This window comes from Planococcus sp. CP5-4_YE, from assembly GCF_019042655.1.
In the GTDB taxonomy this organism is placed as follows: Bacteria; Bacillota; Bacilli; order Bacillales_A; family Planococcaceae; genus Planococcus.
Genome location: NZ_JAHPZO010000026.1, coordinates 2501 through 18320 on the forward strand (window position 1 = coordinate 2501; position 15820 = coordinate 18320).

The window sequence follows — 15820 nt, forward strand, 5'->3', positions numbered from 1 at the left end:
ATGCCGAGCACAAAAAATGCCAACCGGGCCGCTGTTTTCGGCCCGATTCCTGGCAACTTCATGAAGCTTTCCATCAGTTTGGAAATAGGTTCCGGGTAGTGCATTATCGCTTACCTCCTAGAACATGCCGGGGATATTCATACCTTTCGTGAATTTCCCCATTGTGGAATTCGCATGCTCGTCCGCTTTTTTAAACGCTTCGTTTGTTGCAACGATCAATGTGTCTTGCAGCATTTCCACATCTTCCGGGTCTACGACTGCCGGGTCCAATGCGATATCAAGAACTTCCTTATGGCCAGAAACTGTTACTTTAACCATTCCACCGCCTGCTGTTCCTTCAAATTTCAATGTGCCGAGCTCTTCTTGAGCCTCCGCCATTTGTTTTTGCATTTTCTGCATTTGTTTCATCATGCCTTGCATATTTCCTCCACCACGCATAATTGGTTCCTCCTCAAATTTTGTATTCGTTAATCATCATGGACTTCGACAAAATCTTTGCCGAAGAGCCGCTCCGCCTCAGAGACGAATGGATCTTCTTCAGGGCTTGCGCCGTCCCCGGAAAATGGATTCTCTTCTTGCCCTTCCGGTTCCTCCGCGTCGCCTTCATTTTTCAAGCCGCCGTTACGGATAAACTCTTCACGGATTTTCAGCCAATTGGCGTCCGGCACGTAAACCGGCGTGTAAGCCTTGCCCGTATACTGCTCAAGCAACTGGCTGAACGCTGCGGCAAAAGTCTGATTTTCAGAAGCCATCTGGCAATGAATATCATACTTGAATTTTAACACAAAAGCATCTGGGGATGCCGCTACCGGCTCGGCATCGTTAAGCAATGCCGAATGCGATCGTTGCAATTGCCCCATCACGGTCGCCCAATTGGTTTTAATCGCCTGGATATCTGGTTTCGTTGCATTCTTCAGCACTTCCTGAATGCGGCCAGTTGGAATTTTAAAGGCACTTTGCGAACGCTGGCGCTTTTTCTGTTCCGCTTGAGGCGCTGCGCTCGCTGCCCCGCCGCCATCTTTCAATTGTTGCTGCAATTCGCGCACCATTTGCTCAAGGCTCGTGACTTTCGCTTCAAGTTCAGGAGACGGCGCGCCTGCACCGATAGTTTGCACAGGAGCGTCTGCCTGCACCATTTTCAGCAGTGCGGTTTCCATATAGATTTTCGTATGGTTCGAGAAGCGCATCTCCTGCTGGGTCTTCGTTAAAATATCGATCCAGTCATAAAGCGTCGACGCTTCAAATTGTTCCGCCAGCTCTTCGAAACGTGGTTCGAAGGCAGCGAGCTCGAGCATATCTCGCAGACCTGGCGCCGTTTGGATCAACAATAGATCGCGGAAGAAGGTAATGAAATCCTCTACTAAGCGCACCGGGTCTTTGCCGTCGCGCACCAATTGCTCAAGCAAGGTCAATGCTTGCCCGACGTCTTTCTTCAACAACGCTTCGGCAATGCCGTAAAACATGTCCTGGCTGATCGAGCCCGTGACGAGAAGCGCATCTTCAATAGTCATTTCATCTCCGCTGAACGATACCACCTGGTCGAGCAGGCTAAGCGCATCACGCATGCCGCCCGCTGCTGCCTGGGCGATGATTTTCAACACTTGCTCATTATAAGGAATCTTGGCATCTTCCAAGACGGTAATCATGCGCGCGACGATGTCCGCTTGCGTATGCGATTTGAAATCGAAACGCTGGCAGCGGGAAATGATCGTCAGCGGCAATTTATGCGGCTCTGTCGTCGCCAAAATGAAGACGACGTGTTCCGGTGGTTCTTCCAGTGTTTTCAACAGCGCGTTGAATGCGCTGTTCGATAACATATGCACTTCATCAATGATATATACTTTGAAACGGGAATTGGCTGGAGAAAAACGTACTTTCTCGATAATTTCCCGCATTTCCTCGACCCGCGAATTGGAAGCCGCATCGAATTCGATGACGTCTGTATTCGAGCCTTCATCGATGCTCCGGCAAGAAGAACATTCATTGCACGGTTCTGCTGCTGGAGCTTGTTCACAATTCAGCGCTTTAGCGAAAATCTTCGCCGCACTCGTCTTCCCGGTTCCCCGAGGGCCTGAGAATAAATACGCGTGGGTCGTTTTATCATAAAGGAGAGCATTCTGAAGGGTTTGTTTGACATGCGTCTGGCCGGTCATTTCCGAGAAAGTCCGCGGTCTGTACACACGGTAAAAAGCTTGATACGCCACCTTGTTCTCCCCTTTTAAAAAGTCTTTGTTCTATCCTCTCATTGTACCATAAATCGGGCATGTTCCTGAATCATTTCAACGTACGCCACACATTCTGGACAGAAAAAAACCTGTCCGCAAGCTGCGGACAGGTTTGGATCATTTAGGTTAAGCCGTGCACCTTTCTTCGACTGCTGTACACAAGCGTTACTCATGTCGTTGGCTCGATCTAGGCAACCCCGCGGCACATAGAAAGTACCACTTAATGCTGCTTCCTTCCGGACCTGACATGGTTCATGGGTTTCCATTGCGCAGGACCCAGATGTCAACACTACGTGCATGAGGCAGACCTTGCATACAAACAGCCTCAGAAAGGAATTCAGTCCTGCTAGAGCGGATTGCAGGTTACAGGACACCGCTACCTTCCCACCTAGCACGGCATTTACTAGTATACGGAGTGCTGGAGAAAAAATCAAACATAAAGTTAATTAAAAGGGAAACAGGCGTCAACTCTCTCTTTCTATTCCCTTTTTAAAAGATTTACGTAAAAAATATGAGTTTTTCTTTCAAAACTGTTGACGCCCTTTTAAAACCGTGATAAATTATATCTTGTCCAACACGGAGGAATACCCAAGTTTGGCTGAAGGGATCGGTCTTGAAAACCGACAGGGGAGTCAAATCCCGCGGGGGTTCGAATCCCTCTTCCTCCTCCATTTTTTGAATAACTACGCGCATGTAGATAGAGATAGATTCGTTGTGCAAGCAACGAATTTTTTCTTAACAAGCATGTGTCTGAATATTATAAAAAAACTCACAGGTCTGTTCTGTGAGTTTTTTTCGTTTATTTCCTGGGAAATAGAAAACCCCGAGGCACATGCCTCCGGGTTTTTATCGTTTCAATACAGCTGTTTGCTGCATGAACTTGCCAATGCGTTCGACAATTTGTTCCGAACACTCCGGGTCGTTCATCAAGTCATAATCATTGATATTAAGGCGCAGCACAGGGCAGGCATTAAACGAATCGATCCAGCGTTCATAGCGTTCGTGCATTTCGAGCCAATATTCAACAGGTGTTTGTTGCTCCATCGCGCGGCCGCGTTCTTGAATGCGCCCAAGGATGTCTTCGATCGAACCTTCCAAGTAAATCAACAAATCCGGATGCGGGAAATACGGCGTCATGACCATCGCATCGAACAAATTCGTATAAGTTTCATAATCCACTGCATTCATCGTGCCTTTTTCCTGATGCATTTTAGCGAAAATGCCGGTGTCTTCGTAAATTGAGCGGTCTTGGATAAAGCCGCCGCCGTATTCGAACATCCGCTTTTGCTCCTTGAAGCGCTCTGCCAAGAAATAGATTTGCAGATGGAAGCTCCACTTTTCGAAATCGTCATAAAACAAATCCAGATAAGGGTTGCCATCCACATTTTCAAAAGAGGTGCGGAATTGCAAAGAATCCGCAAGTGCTTTGGTCATCGTCGATTTCCCGACGCCGACCGTTCCGGCTATAGTGATGACGGCGTCTTTCGGGATACCGTACTTGTCTCGTAAATTTTCATTCATATTGATAAGCTCCTTTTTTCAAGCGTGCCTTCCACATGAGTGAGAATCACTTCGAGGTCGGAACGGTTTTGCACGAAATCAAGTTCGTCTCCGTTAAAGCGCAGCACTGGGATTTCCGGATGCTCGCGCTCAAAACGTTCGATGAATTCATGGTAGTCTGCAGACAATTGCTCCATGTAATCCGGTGTAATCATCTGTTCGAATTCACGGCCGCGCAATTTAATGCGCTTCATCAAGGTATCGAGGCTCGCGTGCAAATAAATGACCATATTCGGCTTGGGCATATCGGCTGTCAGGATTTTATAGATTGCTTCATATTTGGCATATTCTTCTTCAGGCAGCGTCCGTTTGGCGAAGATCAAGTTTTTGAAGATATGATAGTCCGCAACGACCGGCTCCTGGTTGGAGATGAATTTCTTTTGGATATCGCTCAATTGCTTATAGCGATTGCACAAGAAGAACATTTCCGTCTGGAAGCTCCATTCCTCGATATCTTCGTAAAATTTATTCAAAAACGGATTTTCATCCACGATTTCCTTCAACAATTGAAACTGGTGTTGCTCTGAAAGTGCTTTCGTCAGTGAAGTTTTCCCCACTCCGATCGGACCTTCTACGGTGATAAATGGCACCGGCACAAGAAGTCCCCCTTCTTCGATTCAAGTAAAATGCAATGCCATTTATTTTACCATATCCCTAAAGTTAAAAGTAGAGCCAAATGGCGTTCAAAATTGCACACGGCTTTGTAGTGCTTTGTCAGGATGAAAAGATGATACACTAAAAGGCGAGGAGCGATGAATCATGAACGGATTGGAAAAAGACCATTTTTTTATGGGACTTGCTATTGAAGAAGCCCAAAAAGCTGCTGCTAAAGGCGAAGTGCCAATCGGCGCGGTCATCGTGCAAGACGACCGTGTTATCGCACGAGCTCATAATCTGCGTGAAACGACGCGTAACGCTGTCACCCACGCCGAATTGCTGGCCATTCAACAAGCGTGCGAAACACTCGATAATTGGCGTCTTGAAGACACCAAGCTTTACGTAACGTTAGAGCCTTGCCCAATGTGCGCCGGCGCTATTTTGCAGTCGCGCATTCCACATGTCGTCTACGGAGCGCGTGATAGTAAGGCAGGCTGCGTCGATTCACTGTACCGCTTGCTAAATGATGAGCGCTTTAACCATCAATGCGAAGTAACGGAAAATGTGCTAGCGGATGAGTGCGGCGGGTTGCTGACCCAATTCTTCCGGGACTTGCGTAAACGCAATAAAGAAAAACGGAAAACCCAGTCCTAGGTTTTCCGTTTTTCTATGCCAGAAATTCTTTGATCAAGTGGTTCACAATAATCGGCTGTTCATGATGCACCCAATGTGTGGCCTCATCGATCCATACTAATTCTGCATCCTTGCAAAACTTCAAACTTTCTTTGGCGAGCATCGGTGACAAGAACTGGTCGCCTATCCCCCATAAAATGCGTACTGGGATTTCGATCGGCCTTGTCGGAACTTGATTGAGGCTGCCTTTGCGGAGTGCACGGTACCAATTAAGCATACCGCTCAGTGCCGCTGGCTGGCTCCAGGCTTCTCGGTAGCGATCCAATTCTTGTTCCGTAAAAGCGGACGGTCTTGCAGTCCCTTTCATCGCTTGTGCCATCCATTCGAAATCATTTGCAGCCATCAGCCGTTCCGGTACTTCCGGCAGTTGGAAAAACGCCATATACGAGCTTTTCACCCATTGCATGGGATTTTTCATGAAGACTCTCGGCATTGCTGCAGGATGCGGAATATTAATAGCGATGAGTTTGTTGACATACTCAGGCCGCGTCGCTGCCAAATGCCAAGCTACGGCCCCTCCCCAGTCATGGCCGACGATCACTGCTGAAGTTTTACCGAACGCTTCAATCAACCCGATGATATCATCGCGCAATAGATCAATCGTATACGCTTCAATGCGCTCAGGCTTATCACTCAAATGATAGCCGCGCTGATCGGGTGCTACTACACGGTAGCCCCGGGCAGCGAGTCCCTCCATTTGATGGTGAAACCCATACGAGAATTCCGGAAAGCCGTGCAACAATACGACGAGTTCCCCCTGGTCCGGACCGGCTACAGCTGTATGAAGCCGGATGCCATTCGTTTCTACAAACTGAAATTCCACTTCGTTCATATCCACCGCTCCCTTTCCCTGTTTCTACTTGTCTACCCTTTCTCAACGAAAAAAAGACCCGAAATCCATTCGGGTCTTTTCGTTCAGCGGATGGTTGTTTTCCCGCCCATATAAGGCTGCAAGACTTCAGGAATAGCCACAGAACCGTCTTCCTGCTGGAAATTTTCAAGCAATGCCGCAACAGTCCGTCCGACAGCCAGGCCGCTGCCGTTCAAGGTGTGGACAAATTCCGGTTTGCCTTTCGCTTCGCGGCGGAATTTGATGTTCGCACGGCGCGCTTGGAAATCCTCAAAGTTTGAACAAGAAGAAATCTCGCGGTACGTTTCTTGGCTCGGAATCCACACTTCAATATCGTATTTCTTCGCTGCCGTAAAGCCGAGGTCCGCTGTGCACATCTTCAAGACGCGGTAAGGCAGGCCTAGCAATTGCAAGACTTTCTCCGCATGGCCCGTCAGCTTCTCAAGTTCGTCATAAGAATCTTCCGGCTTCACAAAGCGCACAAGTTCAACTTTATTGAATTGGTGCTGTCGGATCAAGCCACGTGTGTCACGTCCGGCAGAACCCGCTTCAGAGCGGAAATTCGCGCTATAAGAAGCAAAAGCTTGCGGCAGCATATCGGCAGTCAAGATGTCGTCGCGGTAGAAGTTCGTCACCGGTACTTCAGACGTCGGGATGAGGAAATAATCTTCCTTCTCGATCAAGAACGCATCTTCTTCAAACTTCGGCAATTGCCCTGTACCGGTCAAGCTTTCGCGGTTGACCATATATGGCGGCAGCATTTCCTCGTAGCCATGCTGTTCCTGGTGAAGGTCCATCATGAAATTGATGAGTGCGCGCTCAAGGCGTGCGCCAAGCCCGCGGTAGAAGACGAAACGGCTGCCGGTCACTTTGGCTGCGCGCTCGAAATCGACGATATTCAAATCGGTCGCGATGTCCCAATGCGGCTTCGCTTCAAAGCCAAACTCCGGCTTGTCGCCCCATGTCCGGATTTCTTCATTATCGTCTTCAGAATCGCCAAATGGTACGCTATCGTGCGGGATGTTCGGCACGCGCATCATGATATAGTCGAGTTTTTCCTCCACTTCATGCAATTCGTCATCAATCACTTTGATCTGGTCGCCGACTTCACGTGTTTTCGCGATCGCCTCGTTAGCATTTTCCTTGTTGCGCTTCATGACGGCAATCTGTTGGGACGCCTCGTTGCGTTCTGCCTTCAGTTGCTCAGTCTGGACAATCAGTTCCCGGCGCTTTTGGTCGAGCGCCCCGAAATCATCGAGTACGGAAATGTCTTCCCCTCGCTTTCCGAGCTTTGTTTTCACTTGTTCAAAATTTTCCCGTACAAAACGGATATCCAACATAGAAATTCCTCCTTAAGTATTCGTCAAATAAGAAAAAACAACGCAAAAATAGCCCTCATCCCCTGGTAAAGGGACGAGAGCTACCCGCGTTGCCACCCTGATTGATCGGCAAAAAAAGCCAATCCTCTTCATCACATAACGGCATTAAAACCGGCACTGGCTCATCGCCATGCAACTCCGGGGTGGATTCCAACGCGTTTGACACCGGTTCGCACCAACCACCGGCTCTCTTACAGAAAAACTGCGCTGTACTATTCCCATCAACGTTTCTTCTTTGAAATTATTCATATTTTACTATAGTGCGCTGTTGTTGGCAAGAGTTCCCTGTTTTCCACCATGTTCAGGAACAGTTGCATCAGCCGATGGTCTCCGGTCAACTCAGGGTGGAATGAACAGCCAAGAAACGGCCCGCTCTTCGCCAAAACAATACGCCCCCCGTATTCACACAAGACTTCCACATCCTCGCCCGCATGCACGATATGCGGCGCGCGGATAAAGACCGCTGGAAACGGCTCATCGATTCCTTGAATATCCAGATTTGCTTCAAAGCTGTCCACTTGCCGGCCAAAGGAATTGCGCGCGACCGTGATGTCCATGACCCCGAGGTGCGCCGCTTCTTGCCCTTCGATTTCCTTAGCAAGCAATACCAGCCCTGCACATGTGCCGAACATCGGATTTCCCGCATCTGCAAATGCTCTTAACGGCTCCAGCAACTCCGCGCGGTCAATCAATCTGCGCATCGCCGTACTTTCACCGCCCGGCAGCACCAAGCCATCGAGTTCTGCCAACTGGACAGCCTTTTTCACCACCACCGCTTCAGCTCCGCCTGCTTGAATCGCTGATACATGTTCACGCACCGCTCCTTGCAGTGCCAATACACCGATTTTCATCCTTACCAGCTTCTTTCCTGCATACGGTCCGCCGCGCCGATTGTCGACATTTCCAAGCCTTTCATTGCCGGGCCAAGATCTTTCGACAATTTCGCGATTAATTCGTAATCCTGATAATGAGCAGTCGCTTCCACGATGGCACGCGCAAACCGCTCCGGCTGATCCGATTTGAAAATGCCGGATCCGACAAAGACCCCATCTGCCCCGAGTTCCATCATAAGCGCCGCATCTGCTGGCGTTGCGATGCCACCGGCGGCAAAATTAACAACCGGCAAACGGCCAAGCAATTTCACTTCCTTCAAAAACTCGTAAGACGCGCCTAGATCTCTTGCCGCCGTCATCAATTCGTCTTCACCCATCGCGACGATCTTGCGCACTTCGCCATTCACTTGGCGTAAATGACGCACCGCTTCAACGATATTCCCTGTACCCGGCTCGCCTTTAGTCCGCAGCATCGACGCCCCTTCACCAATACGTCGTGCCGCTTCCCCGATATTGCGGCAGCCGCAGACGAATGGGACTGTATAATCGTTTTTCAACAAGTGAAATTCCTCATCCGCCGGTGTCAGCACTTCGCTTTCGTCGATATAATCAACGCCCATCGCTTCGAGTACACGCGCTTCTGTAATATGGCCGATGCGTGCTTTTGCCATGACCGGAATCGACACCGCATTCATCACTTCTTCCGTAATGCGCGGGTCCGCCATGCGGGCAACCCCGCCTTCTTTGCGGATATCGGATGGGACGCGCTCGAGCGCCATGACGGCCGTCGCTCCTGCCGCTTCGGCGATTTTTGCCTGCTCTGCATTGACCACATCCATGATGACGCCGCCTTTTTGCATTTCTGCCATGCCTCGTTTAACTCGATCTGTCCCTTTTTCACTCATCTGAAAATGCCTCCCTTTTATTGGTTGTTTCCAGTATAATAAACTGTGACCATATAAAAAGACTCAGTTTATAATATTTTAAAAGGTCAGATGGAGTGACAATGATGGACATGCTCATGTTCCAATTGCAGAAACAATCCTCAACACCGCTTTACAAACAGCTCTATCGCGAAATCCGCACAGCCATTACGGCGGGAAAAATCGCAGTCGATACGAAACTGCCAAGCAAACGTAAATTGGCCGAGTACTTGCAAATCAGCCAAACAACCGTTGAATTGGCCTATTCCCAATTGGTGGCAGAAGGCTTTATCGAGCCGCGCCCACGCAAAGGCTTTTTCACGATGCCAGTAGAAGAACTCGCTTATCTGGATTTGCCACAAGAAGAACCAGCTATACGCGATATGCCTAAAAAAAGTTATTTGTATGACTTCAATCCGGCCCGTATCGATACTAGGTCGTTCCCATTTCCTACATGGCGGAAAACAGCGCGTGAAGTAATTGATGAAGAAAATCACGAATTTTTGCTGGCCGGACATCCGCAAGGAGATGAATTGCTGAGAGCTGAGATTGCCCGTTATTTATATCAATCCCGCGGCGTTGTTTGTGAACCCGAACAAATCATCGTCGGTTCAGGGACTGAACAATTGATGCCATTGCTGATCCGGCTCTTCGATAAAAACTTGAGCTTCGGCTTTGAAAACCCTGGATACGCCTTAACCCATAGCATTTTCGAACATGATGATAGACAAGCATTCCCGATTGCCGTCGATGAAGACGGCATCGATGTACAGGAACTCGACAAAACCGACGTCGACATCGCCTACGTCACCCCGTCCCATCAGTTCCCGACTGGCTCGATCTTAAGCGCTACACGCCGGGCGCAACTCCTGAACTGGGCAGCAGCAAAACCTGAACGCTTTATCATCGAAGACGATTACGACAGCGAATTTCGCTACACAAGCCAGCCGATTCCCGCCCTGCAAAGCATGGACGTTGGCGGGCGCGTCATCTACATCAGCACTTTCTCCAAATCGATCATGCCGTCCTTGCGCATCGCCTATCTCGTGCTGCCGCCAAGGTTATTGAATGCTTACCGTAAGACCTTTTTACATTACACGTCCACCGTGCCGCGCATCGACCAGCAAATCGTCGCGACATTCATGCAAAAAGGCCATTTCTCCAGACATTTAAACCGCATGCGCAAACTGTACCGGAAAAAGCTAGAATGTCTGACACAAGCACTTGTCCCTTATCAACCAATAGTTACTGTCTCCGGCGAGCAGGCAGGCATGCATGTCGTTTTGACCATCGATACCGAACGCACAGAACAAAGCTTAGTGTCCGTGGCAAGCGAAGCAGGAATCCGTGTATTCGCGATGCAAAATTATGACCTACTCAAGCAAAGATCCGCTTTACCGAAAATCGTCATCGGTTTCGGCGGCTTGAATGAAATTGAAATCCAGCAAGGCGTCGAGCAATTAATGCATAGTTGGAACATACCAAAAAACCAGCTCACTCCCTAAGGAATAAGCTGGTTTTTCTTAGAATAAGCCTTTAATGAAATCCACGGCGCCTTTCATGGACAGCGCAAACCAATTGGTACGCTCTACCGCTTCTGTAGCCACTACAGCCGCCGACGGATTTTCATCTTTCAAATATTCCACTTCATTTCCCTCAGCATCCAAAACTCTCACCTTACCTACAAGTTGCCCTTCCTCAACAGCTGCTTCAACTGGAGCTCCATCAGTCACTTCGAGCTCGGTGCGGTAAGTATCGGATGAGGGAACCAGCAAACGGATCGGTTCTTTAACCGCTATCGCGACTTGCTCTTTTTCACCTTTTGCGACAGGAAGGGATTCCTGCCCCATAAATTGTTGGCCGGCTTTCATGATTTCCGTTTCTTGAAATCCAAAGCCGTAATCCAATAATGCACGCGTCGCGTCAAAACGTGCCTCATAGGAACCCTCCCCTTCGGCATCGACCGCTTTCATCACTACCGCAATCAACCGGAGCTCATCGCGTTTGGCAGTCCCTGCAAAAGAATGGCCTGCAAAATCCGTGGTTCCTGTCTTCAATCCATCCATGCCTTCGTATTCATATTCCATCCCTGGAAGCATGGTATTCCAATTGACCATGCGAATCTGGTCAGGTGTGCCTTCGCGGAACATCAATTCCGGAATTTTAGCAGTATCGAGGATTTCCGGGTAATCATCCAACAAGGCTTTAGTCAGTATAGCAACCGAACGGGCCGACATCGTATTTTCTTCCTCTTCTCCCGTCCCTTCAGGATGCATGCCCAATAGAAATGAATTATTAAGCCCTGTCGAATTGACGAAGTGCGCGTCTTCAATACCCATCTCTTTCGCTTTGTCATTCATCATCTGGGCAAACTCTTTCTCGGTACCCGCAATCGTTTCGGCAATGCCAATCGTCGCTGCATTCGCCGAATAAATTGCCATCGCTTCATATAATTCTTTCATCGTATAGGAACCATCCCGGCGCAGCGGCACATTGCTCAAGCGCAAATCCTGCGAAATCCGGTGGCTATAATCCGTCACTTCGTATTCATCGTCCCAACTGACGATACCTTCCTCGATCGCTTCAAACAAAAGGTATTCACTCATCATTTTGCTCATAGAAGCGATACCAAGCACGGCTTTATCATTTTGTCCGTATAAAATCTGTCCGTTCTCTGCATCTACCACAATCGCTGCATCCGCCAATACAGGAACAGTTTCTTCCGCCTGCACGCGATTCGGCATCATGATCATGAGAACTACAGCCATTATCATTAATACTTGAATCCATTTCACTAAACTTTTCACTCGATTGTCCTCCATCGTTTCATTCCTTCTGCTATTTTAGCATATTCTCTGGAAGCAAAACGAAAAAATACCTCCCTAGGAATACCTAGGGAGGCGTCTGATCTTACATTGAATAATTCGGTGATTCTTTTGTAATTTGTACGTCATGCGGGTGGCTTTCGATCAATCCTGCACCCGTCATGCGGATAAACTGTGCGTCTTCACGAAGTGACCGTAAATCTTTTGTTCCACAATAGCCCATGCCTGCACGAATGCCTCCAAGCAATTGGTGGATCGTATCAGTTAGAGGCCCTTTATAAGGCAAGCGCCCTTCGATTCCTTCCGGCACCAACTTTTTCGCTTCATCTTGGAAATAACGGTCTTTCGATCCTTTTTCCATAGAAGCGATGGAACCCATGCCGCGGTAAGTCTTGAAGCGGCGTCCCTGGAAGATTTCAGTGTCCCCTGGGCTTTCAGTAGTTCCTGCAAGCAGACTGCCTAGCATAACAACATGTCCGCCTGCTGCCAGCGCTTTGATGATATCTCCGGAGAACTTAATGCCGCCGTCTGCAATGATGGACTTGTCGTGTTTGCGAGCTTCTGTAGCGCAATCGTAAACTGCTGTAATTTGTGGAACTCCTACACCTGCAACAACACGTGTTGTACAAATCGAGCCTGGTCCGATACCCACTTTAACGATATCAGCACCTGCTTCAATCAAAGCTTTCGTTCCACTCGCAGTAGCCACATTCCCTGCCACAATTGTCAGTTCAGGATACGCCTCGCGGATTTGACTGACCATGGTCAATACGCCTGCCGAATGGCCATGGGCCGTATCGATGACGATAACGTCTACATGAGCTTTGACCAATTGTTCCACACGCTTCATCGTATCCGAAGTAACACCAACGGCAGCTCCTGCTAACAAGCGTCCCTGCTCATCTTTTGCAGCATTCGGGAACTCGATTACTTTTTCGATATCTTTAATCGTGATAAGCCCTTTTAACATGCCGTTTTGATCGACGATAGGCAACTTCTCGATCTTATACTGTTGGAGGATTTTTTCAGCATCTTCTAAAGTCGTGCCAACCGGAGCTGTCACTAATTTCTCTTTCGTCATTACATCTTTAATCTCTAAAGAGTAGTCCTGGATGAAGCGGAGGTCACGGTTTGTAATGATTCCAACCAAAGTCAAATCTTCTTCGCTTTGGACAATCGGTACACCTGAAATACGATATTTGCCCATCAAATGTTCAGCATCGTAAACCTGATGTTGAGGAGTCAGGTAAAAGGGATCTGTAATAACGCCATTTTCCGAACGTTTAACAGTCACTACTTGCTCAGCCTGCTCTTCGATGCTCATATTTTTATGAATGACTCCAAGGCCGCCTTGTCGTGCCATTGAAATAGCCATTTTTGCTTCCGTCACAGTGTCCATTCCCGCGCTAATAATTGGAATGTTCAACTTGATTTTTGGCGTCAGCTCTACTGACAAATCAATATCCTTCGGCAACACTTCTGAATGAGCTGGCACTAGCAATACATCGTCGAAGGTTAACCCTTCTTTAAGAAATTTCGATTCCCACATAATTGACACGCCTCCTGCTTCCTTTTAAATATTATTGTAAGGTTATCAGCGGTTTCAGGGGGTGTCAAGAAACTGATAAAAGTAAAACTATTCCGACTAATGGATCATAAAATTTTCTGTATATCTTTCTCCATTTGCTCCGGCTCAACCTGTGGTTCGTAACGTTGAACAATATTTCCTTGGCGATCAATGAGAAACTTAGTAAAGTTCCATTTAATCTCTCCACTTACGTCGCTTGTACCCCAAGAAGTCAAATACTTAAAGAGTGGATCAGCGACTTCACCATTTACATCTATTTTAGAAAAAACCGGAAAGCTCACTCCATAATTCTTACGGCAAAATTCCAGTGTTTCCTTTTGTGTGTGGAATTCCTGATCGTTGAATTGGCCGCTAGGGAATCCGAGAATTTCTAAGCCCTGATCTTTATATTTTTCATACAGACGCTGTAAACCCTCAAATTGCGGAGTTAGCCCACATTTGCTTGCCGTGTTGACAATAACCAATGGTTTTCCTTTAAAATTTTCTAGCTGTTCCATGTTGCCGTCTGCTTGCTTTACTTCATAAGTGTATAAGTTACTCATCTTCATTCCACCTCTCCTTATCTTTAGCCTACCTTTGAAAAACTATCTTCACAAGAAATAAGAAAATTTTCATACAAAAAAGCCGTTACCGGAATGAACCGGTAACGGCCTTTCAACTTGCCCAGCGACGTCCTACTCTCACAGGGGGAAACCCCCAACTACCATCGGCGCAAAAGAGCTTAACTTCCGTGTTCGGGATGGGAACGGGTGTGGCCTCTTTGCCATCATCACTGGACTGGTTTGAGCTTGTTCGCTCAAAACTGGATAAATCGACATTGAATTATGGAAACGCATTTCAGTTATTGGTTAAGTCCTCGATCGATTAGTATTCGTCAGCTGCACGTGTCGCCACGCTTCCACCCCGAACCTATCTACCTCATCGTCTCTGAGGGATCTTACTTGCTTGCGCAATGGGAAATCTCATCTTGAGGGGGGCTTCGTGCTTAGATGCTTTCAGCACTTATCCCGGCCACACATAGCTACCCAGCGATGCTCTTGGCAGAACAACTGGTACACCAGCGGTGTGTCCATCCCGGTCCTCTCGTACTAAGGACAGCTCCTCTCAAATTTCCTGCGCCCGCGACGGATAGGGACCGAACTGTCTCACGACGTTCTGAACCCAGCTCGCGTACCGCTTTAATGGGCGAACAGCCCAACCCTTGGGACCGACTACAGCCCCAGGATGCGATGAGCCGACATCGAGGTGCCAAACCTCCCCGTCGATGTGGACTCTTGGGGGAGATAAGCCTGTTATCCCCGGGGTAGCTTTTATCCGTTGAGCGATGGCCCTTCCATGCGGAACCACCGGATCACTAAGTCCGTCTTTCGACCCTGCTCGACCTGTCCGTCTCGCAGTCAAGCTCCCTTGTGCCTTTACACTCTGCGAATGATTTCCAACCATTCTGAGGGAACCTTTGAGCGCCTCCGTTACTCTTTAGGAGGCGACCGCCCCAGTCAAACTGCCCGCCTGACACTGTCTCCCAAGCCGCTCAGGCTTGTGGGTTAGAAGTTCAATACAACCAGGGTAGTATCCCACCGACGCCTCCCCCGAAGCTGGCGCTCCGGGTTCTCTGGCTCCTACCTATCCTGTACAAGTTGCACCAAAATTCAATATCAGGCTACAGTAAAGCTCCACGGGGTCTTTCCGTCCTGTCGCGGGTAACCTGCATCTTCACAGGTACTATAATTTCACCGAGTCTCTCGTTGAGACAGTGCCCAGATCGTTACGCCTTTCGTGCGGTYSCGAACTTACCCGACAAGGAATTTCGCTACCTTAGGACCGTTATAGTTACGGCCGCCGTTTACTGGGGCTTCGGTTCGCACCTTCGCTTGCGCTAAGCACTCCCCTTAACCTTCCAGCWYCNGGGGAGGCGTCGGTGGGATACTACCCTGGTTGTATTGAACTTCTAACCCACAAGCCTKAGCGGCTTGGGAGACAGTGTCAGGCGGGCAGTTTGACTGGGGCGGTCGCCTGGGCCTATTCACTGCGGCTCTCTCGGGCTGTAACACCCTACCAGAGCACCCCTTCTCCCGAAGTTACGGGGTCATTTTGCCGAGTTCCTTAACGAGAGTTCACTCGCTCACCTTAGAATTCTCTTCTCGCCTACCTGTGTCGGTTTGCGGTACGGGCACCTCCCGCCTCGCTAGAGGCTTTTCTTGGCAGTGTGAAATCAGGGACTCCCGCCTCGCTAGAGGCTTTTCTTGGCAGTGTGAAATCAGGGACTCTGAGGTAAACCTCTTGCCATCACTGCTTGATGTTATATAGAAACGGGATTTGCCTCGTTTCTCATCTCACAACTTGGACG

Annotated in this window: 14 protein-coding genes, 1 tRNA gene, 2 rRNA genes, 1 other RNA gene and 1 other annotated feature (1 of these 19 only partly in view); of the genes, 3 read left to right on the forward strand and 15 right to left on the reverse strand. The window is 48.7% G+C overall.

Going from position 1 to position 15820, the window contains the following annotated elements; translation table 11 throughout:
- The 4 genes from recR to ffs form a co-directional block, all read right to left on the reverse strand.
- Positions 1 to 104 carry the beginning of a recombination mediator RecR gene (recR, locus tag KTG14_RS17140; RefSeq protein WP_068459528.1) on the reverse strand. 496 nt of this gene lie to the left of the window's left edge, so 104 of the gene's 600 nt are visible here — the first part of the coding sequence; its start codon is at positions 102 to 104; the stop codon falls past the left edge of the window.
- 13 nt (positions 105 to 117) lie between these two features.
- Positions 118 to 438 carry a YbaB/EbfC family nucleoid-associated protein gene (locus KTG14_RS17145; protein ID WP_211652795.1) on the reverse strand — a complete coding sequence of 107 codons (321 nt, stop codon included), beginning with the start codon at positions 436 to 438 and terminating at the stop codon, positions 118 to 120.
- A 29-nt stretch (positions 439 to 467) separates the two neighbouring features.
- On the reverse strand, positions 468 to 2204 hold the full coding sequence (gene dnaX / locus KTG14_RS17150) for a DNA polymerase III subunit gamma/tau (protein WP_216972027.1): 1737 nt from the start codon (positions 2202 to 2204) through the stop codon (positions 468 to 470).
- A 152-nt stretch (positions 2205 to 2356) separates the two neighbouring features.
- Positions 2357 to 2622: signal recognition particle sRNA large type (gene ffs, locus KTG14_RS17155), an RNA gene on the reverse strand.
- A 181-nt stretch (positions 2623 to 2803) separates the two neighbouring features.
- On the opposite strand from ffs, the gene KTG14_RS17160 reads away from it, so the two are divergent.
- Positions 2804 to 2896 (forward strand) — tRNA-Ser (locus KTG14_RS17160).
- Positions 2897 to 3071: 175 nt separating this feature from the next.
- Here the strand turns inward: KTG14_RS17160 and KTG14_RS17165 are convergent.
- Together KTG14_RS17165 and KTG14_RS17170 are read right to left on the reverse strand one after the other, a co-directional pair.
- The gene (locus tag KTG14_RS17165) at positions 3072 to 3746 is read right to left on the reverse strand and encodes a deoxynucleoside kinase (RefSeq protein ID WP_216972028.1); all 675 of its coding nucleotides are present in this window, start codon (positions 3744 to 3746) and stop codon (positions 3072 to 3074) included.
- Positions 3743 to 4381, reverse strand: coding sequence for a deoxynucleoside kinase (locus tag KTG14_RS17170; protein WP_058382253.1), 639 nt, complete (start codon positions 4379 to 4381; stop codon positions 3743 to 3745). Before KTG14_RS17170 ends, KTG14_RS17165 begins: the two co-directional genes overlap by 4 nt.
- Positions 4382 to 4544: 163 nt before the next feature.
- Here KTG14_RS17170 and tadA point away from each other — a divergent pair, with 163 nt between their 5' ends.
- On the forward strand, positions 4545 to 5036 hold the full coding sequence (gene tadA, locus KTG14_RS17175) for a tRNA adenosine(34) deaminase TadA (RefSeq protein ID WP_216972029.1): 492 nt from the start codon (positions 4545 to 4547) through the stop codon (positions 5034 to 5036).
- A gap of 13 nt (positions 5037 to 5049) precedes the next feature.
- On the opposite strand, the gene KTG14_RS17180 is transcribed toward tadA, so the two are convergent.
- The 4 genes from KTG14_RS17180 to pdxS all read right to left on the reverse strand — a co-directional run bounded on the left by KTG14_RS17180 (position 5050) and on the right by pdxS (position 9042).
- The gene (locus tag KTG14_RS17180; RefSeq protein WP_216972030.1) at positions 5050 to 5907 is read right to left on the reverse strand and encodes an alpha/beta fold hydrolase; all 858 of its coding nucleotides are present in this window, start codon (positions 5905 to 5907) and stop codon (positions 5050 to 5052) included.
- 83 nt (positions 5908 to 5990) lie between these two features.
- A complete protein-coding gene (gene serS / locus KTG14_RS17185) occupies positions 5991 to 7265 on the reverse strand; it encodes a serine--tRNA ligase (protein WP_216972031.1) in 1275 nt (424 codons plus the stop codon).
- Between the two features lie 66 nt (positions 7266 to 7331).
- Positions 7332 to 7538, reverse strand: a binding site (T-box leader).
- Positions 7539 to 7549: 11 nt separating this feature from the next.
- Complete coding sequence (pdxT, locus tag KTG14_RS17190; protein ID WP_216972032.1) at positions 7550 to 8155, reverse strand: pyridoxal 5'-phosphate synthase glutaminase subunit PdxT; 606 nt, start codon at positions 8153 to 8155, stop codon at positions 7550 to 7552.
- 2 nt (positions 8156 to 8157) lie between these two features.
- Positions 8158 to 9042 carry a pyridoxal 5'-phosphate synthase lyase subunit PdxS gene (gene pdxS, locus KTG14_RS17195; protein WP_216972033.1) on the reverse strand — a complete coding sequence of 295 codons (885 nt, stop codon included), beginning with the start codon at positions 9040 to 9042 and terminating at the stop codon, positions 8158 to 8160.
- Positions 9043 to 9146: 104 nt separating this feature from the next.
- Between pdxS and pdxR the strand changes: the two genes are divergently transcribed.
- Entirely contained in the window at positions 9147 to 10565 is a 1419-nt protein-coding gene (gene pdxR, locus KTG14_RS17200; RefSeq protein WP_216972034.1) for a MocR-like pyridoxine biosynthesis transcription factor PdxR, read from the forward strand.
- An 18-nt stretch (positions 10566 to 10583) separates the two neighbouring features.
- Here the strand turns inward: pdxR and KTG14_RS17205 are convergent, their stop codons facing one another.
- From KTG14_RS17205 to KTG14_RS17225, 5 genes are all read right to left on the reverse strand, one after another.
- Positions 10584 to 11882, reverse strand: a complete 1299-nt coding sequence (locus KTG14_RS17205) for a D-alanyl-D-alanine carboxypeptidase family protein (RefSeq protein ID WP_216972035.1) — start codon at positions 11880 to 11882, stop codon at positions 10584 to 10586.
- A gap of 88 nt (positions 11883 to 11970) precedes the next feature.
- Positions 11971 to 13434, reverse strand: a complete 1464-nt coding sequence (gene guaB, locus KTG14_RS17210; RefSeq protein WP_216972036.1) for an IMP dehydrogenase — start codon at positions 13432 to 13434, stop codon at positions 11971 to 11973.
- A 104-nt stretch (positions 13435 to 13538) separates the two neighbouring features.
- Entirely contained in the window at positions 13539 to 14015 is a 477-nt protein-coding gene (locus KTG14_RS17215) for a glutathione peroxidase (RefSeq protein WP_216972037.1), read from the reverse strand.
- 119 nt (positions 14016 to 14134) lie between these two features.
- Positions 14135 to 14250, reverse strand: a 5S ribosomal RNA gene (gene rrf / locus KTG14_RS17220).
- A gap of 67 nt (positions 14251 to 14317) precedes the next feature.
- A 23S ribosomal RNA gene (locus KTG14_RS17225) occupies positions 14318 to 15820 on the reverse strand; the annotation flags it as partial.